Origin of the sequence: Mycoplasma sp. 2045 (assembly GCF_024582715.1) — a bacterium.
In the GTDB taxonomy this organism is placed as follows: domain Bacteria; phylum Bacillota_I; class Bacilli_A; order Mycoplasmatales; family Metamycoplasmataceae; genus Mycoplasmopsis.
Map to the genome: position 1 here is coordinate 758,972 of NZ_CP102083.1, position 6,113 is coordinate 765,084.

Sequence of the window (6,113 nt, forward strand, 5' to 3'; positions counted from 1 at the left end):
TTTATATAAAAAAACAACCGGAAAACCAGTTGTTTAATCACTATAATTTTTCAATTTCAGTTGCTTCTTCTGTAACTGAATTATCACTATCAATAACTTCATTTGAAACTAAGTCAGTAGAGATACTTTCTTCTTTATTATCGTAAAAATCAGTCTGTGTACTTTGTCCAATATTAGGGTCAGAAGTCATTTCAATCAATTCATCTAAACCTACAGAACTAGCTTTTTCTTCTGATTTTTCTTTTTCAGGAGGTAATTGTAAGTTTTTAGCAATGTATTCAATTTCTTCTGCAACAATTGTTTCTTTTTCAAGTAATGAAGTTTTAATCAACTCTAAAAGTTCTCTATTTTTCTTAATAACTTTTGTAGCTATATTTTTAGCTTCTAACATTATTTTTCTAACTTCAAGATCAATTTCATGACTAATTTGGTTAGAAATTGATGAACTTGTAGCTAAAGTTTTCCCTAAGAACGGAGAACCTTCTTCTTCTTGATATTTAATTGGACCTAAATCAGACATACCAAATTCAGTAACCATTCTTCTAGCAATCGCTGTTGCTTTCGAAATATCATCTGCAGCACCTGTTGAAATTTTATCTTCTCCATAAATAATTTCTTCTGCTGCTCTACCACCCATAAAACTTGCTATAGAAGCTAATAATTCTTCTTTAGTATAGTTGTATTTTTCATTTTCAGGCATCATTAAGTTATATCCACCAGCTTGACCACGTGGGATAATAGTAATCTTTTGAACTTTATTACCACCAGGAACTTTTATACCAACAACAGCATGTCCTGCTTCGTGGTAAGCAACTAATATTAATTCTTCCTTAGTAATAGTTCTAGATTTTTTAGCCGGACCAGCCATAACTCTATCGATTGCCTCATCGATTTGATCTCTTGTAATAATACCTGTATTTTCTCTAACTGATAAAAGAACAGATTCGTTAATTACGTTTTCTAATTGAGCTCCTGAGAAACCAGGTGTTCTTCTTGCAACATTTTCAAACGAAATATCATTTGAAATACGTTTACCCTTAGCGTGTAGTTTTAAAATTGCTTCACGTTCTTTTACATCTGGTAATCCAACTGTAATAACCCTATCAAAACGTCCAGGTCTTGTTAAAGCAGGGTCTAAAACGTCTGTACGGTTTGTAGCTGCAATAAACAATAACCCTGAGTTTTCTTTAATACCATCCATTTCAACAAGAAGTTGGTTAAGTGTTTGTTCACGTTCATCGTGACCTCCACCAATACCACTTCCTCTTGTTCTACCAATAGCATCAAGCTCATCAATAAAAATAATTGCTGGCGCATTTTTACGTGCTTCTGCTATAACTTGTCTTACTCTTTTAGCCCCCATACCAACAAATAACTCAACAAAGTTAGATGCTGATACAAAGAAGAACGGAACATCAGCTTCTCCTGCTGTTGCCTTAGCTAATAAAGTTTTTCCTGTACCAGGAGGACCTCCTAAAAGGATACCTCTAGGCATTCTAGCTCCTGACACTTCATATTTTTTAGGATTTTTTAAGTAATCTACTATTTCTGAAATTTCTTCAATTGGTTCTTTATTTCCTGCAATATCAGAGAATTTTTTATCTGATTTAATAATTTGAGCAGGACTATTGTCACCGAACATAGCCCCACCTTGTCCTGACATCATTTTAGCTTGTGATCTAAAAATAAAGAACATTATTCCAAGGAATAATAATGTAGGAATAAATGGAAGAATGTATGTTGAGAAGAATCCTGGTTGTGGTGCTGATGCATTTTGAATTTCTCCTGAACTTACCACACCATTATTTACAAATTTTGTTGCTTCTTTAAGAGGATCTTTAATTTCATACACTTCATTTATGAAGTTGAATGAACCAGGTGCAACAATCTCAAGTTGACTATTATTTTTTATAAGGGTACCGTGCATTTGGTTAGTGAAAGGATCAAACTTAATTAATTTAAAGTATGTTCCATCATCTTGACTATTTGCTGCATCCTTGATGTATTCAACAAATTTGCTTGTTGAAATATTTTGAGGACCTGTTAGCTTACTGATAATTAAGTAAAGTCCAACTGATATTATTAAAACAACAACAAAAGCTATCAATATACCAGGTCAACGTCTTTTTCTTGGCATTTTATCTCCTTTCTTTGAGATGTTTTATTATTTAATATTTTTTATATTATACCTTATTAATTTAGCAATTCACCCTTTAATTTGACAAAATATAAACCATTCTTTAAAAGGTATTTTGAAGTTCTGTTTTTAGACAGAATAAAATCAATAATTGATTTGATTTTCAATGAGCTTAATTCAATGTTTTCATCAGAAAAATATGTGTGAATGTATTGATAAACTAAATGTTTTTTGTGCTTGAGTTTTTCAAAAACATCTTGCTTAAATCTTGATTCTTTTCAAATTTGAAATTCTTTTTGAATTTTTTTTCTTTTGAAACTTAAAAAGAAGTTTTTTACTAGTGTACAAGCTATAAATGTATTTTTATAGAGCGTTTTTTTAGCGAAATCCAACCTTATTTTATTTCTTGAATATTTAGGTAAATTGTTCGTGTAATCAAAACAAAAAGGTGTGTGATTTTTTTGATTTTTCTTTGTTATTGTATTTTTAAAATACTTAAATAAATAAGGTCTATAAATATTAATTCCATTAATAAGATTTGATTGTTTTATTCCGTAGAATAAAACATTTCTTTTAGACTGCTTTTGCATATATGCAGTCTCAAAAAAATCATCTTTATTATGAGAAATTAATAATTTGTCACAATTTTCTTTCACATAAACTTCTTTGAAAAATTTGTATCTCTGCTCTCTAGCTCAAGATTGAAAGTTACCTTTAACATAATCATTTTTAGATAACTCTAAAACATAAAACATGATATTATGCCTCTTACAAAAATCTTCAACTACTTTTTGATCTAAACCACTATCAGCACGTTGATTGTAATTAACGTGAGCAACAATTATGTTTTTGTTTTTATATTCATCCAACATAAACATACTGTCTGGTCCACCGCTAACAGCTAGTAAATATTTAGTTTTTTGATTTGACATTGTATTTGTTCATAACAGTTAGGATATCATTGTAGACAAATGAAATTGAAGCTTCAGCAGCTTTATTTAACACAGGTTCTAAAACCAACATTTGCTCAGGTGTAAAATTACCTAAAACAAAATCTCTTAATGGTTCTCTGTGTTCTGTATTAATTCCAATTTTTAATCTTTTAAATTCTTGAGTATTAAGCATTTGAACAATATTTAAAACACCGTTATGACTTCCTCCTGAACCACCAATTTTAATTGCACTTTTTCCTAGTGGAAAGTCTTTTTCATCGTGAATAACCAAAATATCATCAGGATTAATTTTGAAAAATTGAGCTATTGCTTGAACGAATTCACCTGATTTATTCATATAAGTCATTGGTTTTGCAATTATTAAATCATCTAACTTAACATATTCTCCATTAAATTTAGATTTGTTTAACTCGACACCCATTTGTTTACAGATTTTATCAATAACCATAAAACCAACATTGTGTCTAGTGTATTTGTATTTATCTCCTGGATTACCTAAACCAACTATTAATTTCATTACACCCTTCTTTCTGTTTGGATAAAGAATCTTAAGTTTGTATGCACTTGATTAGCACTTGTTGCGTGTATTCTTTCAATTAAACTTTTGTAATCAACACTTTGGTCAATAAATATTTGCAAGTGTTTAATTGCTCTTGATGCACCTGTATAAAGCATTTTTTTGCTTTGCATAAATGCGTGTTCATTATGAATCACCATAATAACAGAGTCAATTTCACTACCTTGGAATTTGTGAATTGTAGTGCTATATGCAAGTTGAATTTGTTCTTGAAATTCTCTTAATGAATACTCAATTTCTTTTTTTCATTCATCCCCTCTATAGAAAGTCACTTTAATTTTCTTAACTTTTTTGTTACCTGATTTAGAAGTTGCATCCTCATAAACAACATCAGTTATATAACCAATATCACCATTAGAAATATTTTCGTTATTTCTATTTTCTAACTGCATAACTTTATCGTTTATTCTATATTCAATCTGACTATAGTTTTTTCAATTTGTTGCAAAAACATCATTTTTATTTATTGCATTTTGAATTTTCTTATTAACTTCATTAATTCCATATTGATGTCTGTAAGTTGGAATAAGGATAATAACGTTATTAATTCCGAATTTTTCAACTTCTTTTGTATATAGCGTTAATAAATCATTATGAAAGTTTTTGTTATCTACTTTAAGTAAATCAACTTCAGAAGGTTTAAACATTGAATCATCAACTTCACCTCTGTTAATATTTGAAAAATGTTTTCAAATTGTTTCTGAATCACTTCTATAAAACTTAGTTAAGTATGTTGTAGGTATATTTTGTGAAAAAATTAAATCATCTAATAAGTTACCTGGTCCAATTGCTGGTAACTGAAAAGCATCCCCAATTAAAACAATCTTTTCTAATTTAGGACTTGCTTTTAACAATTTATCTAATAAGTTAACATCAATCATTGAAAACTCATCAATAATTAAAATTCTTAAATCAACAATTTCTTCTAAATTAGCTAAAGAAATTTTTTCATCAGTATTAGCTATTTGTAGGTAGCTGTGAATTGTTCTAATTTGATGTTTAATCTTTATAGAAACATTAGTTGCAGCTCTGCCTGTCGGTGCTAAGATAGCGAATTCATTTGCTTTAACTTTGTTTTTCTTTAACGTTTCATAAATATGCTTAATAACAAATGTTTTTCCTGTTCCTGGTCCACCACTTATTATTGAAATATTTTTGTTTATGAAATTATCATAAGCAGCTTTTTGTTGCTTTGATAAGAATTTCAAATCAATCATAGCTTCAGGTTTTAATTTGCAAATTAATTCTGAATTAGCTAATTTCATTAATCTGTTGTAAATATATGCTTCTTTATCAAATGTGGCTTTCAAAGTAAAGAAACCAGGTAAAACTTGAATTAAATGTTCATCTCTAATAAATCTTTCAAAAATGATATCTACATCAATTTCGTCTTTTATGAATGCAAAATCACTTTCTTCTTCATTTATTAATGAATTTCATTTTATATTCGCATCTTCAATAGCTTTTTTGAATTTCACTTGCAATGTGTCTAAATCAAAAATTGTACTGTTTTGAGTTTCTAAATCTCAAACAACTTTATATAAGTAAGCTATGTATCTTTGATAATTTTCTTTAGTTCAATTCAATAAGAATGCAAAAGTATCAACTTTAAAAATATCATCAATTACTTTATCTATAAACAAGTAATAAGGAGAGTTGTTTTTGTAATATTCAATGAAGTTAAATTCTCTAGAACCGTGAATAGTTGCTAATTTTTCAACTAAATCACTAACTCTTGGGTTATTAAATAAATTTATATTTTTCTTATCTTCTTCAGTTAAGTTTAGTAGCGATTTTAATCTTGCACTATTTTCTTCATAATATTTAACTAATGATTCTAGTTGTTTATCAGTAATTACACTTAACAATTCATCTCTATAATTTTCAATATCTGCTAGTTTAGTAAATAAATCTTGTCCAAATTCATCAATTATTTTTTTGGCAGTTAATTTTCCAATGTTAGGTACATTTTTTGAAAGATAATCAACTCAATCTGTTTGCACATCTTCGATTATCAACTCTAAATTCTTAATAATTTTTGAGTTTTTGTAACTAGCTTTAGGATTATCTCCAAACTCAACTTCATATTTTTTATATAAATTTGGAAAAACATTTGTAACAAAAACTAAGAATGTTTGACTTTTACCTTCAGGTAAAAATAACATAAGTGCTCAACCTAATTCCTTACCACCTTTAATTTGCTTAATAAATTTACCCTTCATTTTCTCTCCTTACTTTCTATCTATTTATTTAAATTATAAAGATTTAATTTTTATATATCACCCTTTATTTTAGGTGTCAAATTGGATTGTTTTTGATAAGTTATCCACATACTTAAAACAATAAAATATAAATATGTTAATAAGTGCTTTTTTACTTACATTTTAGACACTTTAGTTGTGGATAACTTTAGCATAACTATGTTGTTAAGGTTGTTTATAACTTA

Annotated in this window: 4 protein-coding genes; all 4 read right to left on the reverse strand. The window is 28.1% G+C overall.

What is annotated here, in order from left to right; all coding sequences use genetic code 4:
* Nucleotides 1-40: 40 nt before the first annotated feature.
* From ftsH to NPA13_RS03080, 4 genes are read right to left on the reverse strand one after another with little or no spacing between them, the layout of a single operon-like run.
* The gene (ftsH, locus tag NPA13_RS03065) at nt 41-2,137 is read right to left on the reverse strand and encodes an ATP-dependent zinc metalloprotease FtsH (protein ID WP_257089118.1); all 2,097 of its coding nucleotides are present in this window, start codon (nt 2,135-2,137) and stop codon (nt 41-43) included.
* Nucleotides 2,138-2,193: 56 nt separating this feature from the next.
* Complete coding sequence (gene tilS, locus NPA13_RS03070) at nt 2,194-3,069, reverse strand: tRNA lysidine(34) synthetase TilS (protein ID WP_257089120.1); 876 nt, start codon at nt 3,067-3,069, stop codon at nt 2,194-2,196.
* Nucleotides 3,050-3,607, reverse strand: a complete 558-nt coding sequence (gene pth / locus NPA13_RS03075; RefSeq protein WP_257089122.1) for an aminoacyl-tRNA hydrolase — start codon at nt 3,605-3,607, stop codon at nt 3,050-3,052. Before pth ends, tilS begins: the two co-directional genes overlap by 20 nt.
* Nucleotides 3,607-5,889, reverse strand: coding sequence for an ATP-dependent RecD-like DNA helicase (locus NPA13_RS03080; RefSeq protein WP_257089124.1), 2,283 nt, complete (start codon nt 5,887-5,889; stop codon nt 3,607-3,609). Before NPA13_RS03080 ends, pth begins: the two co-directional genes overlap by 1 nt.
* Nucleotides 5,890-6,113: the final 224 nt, after the last annotated feature.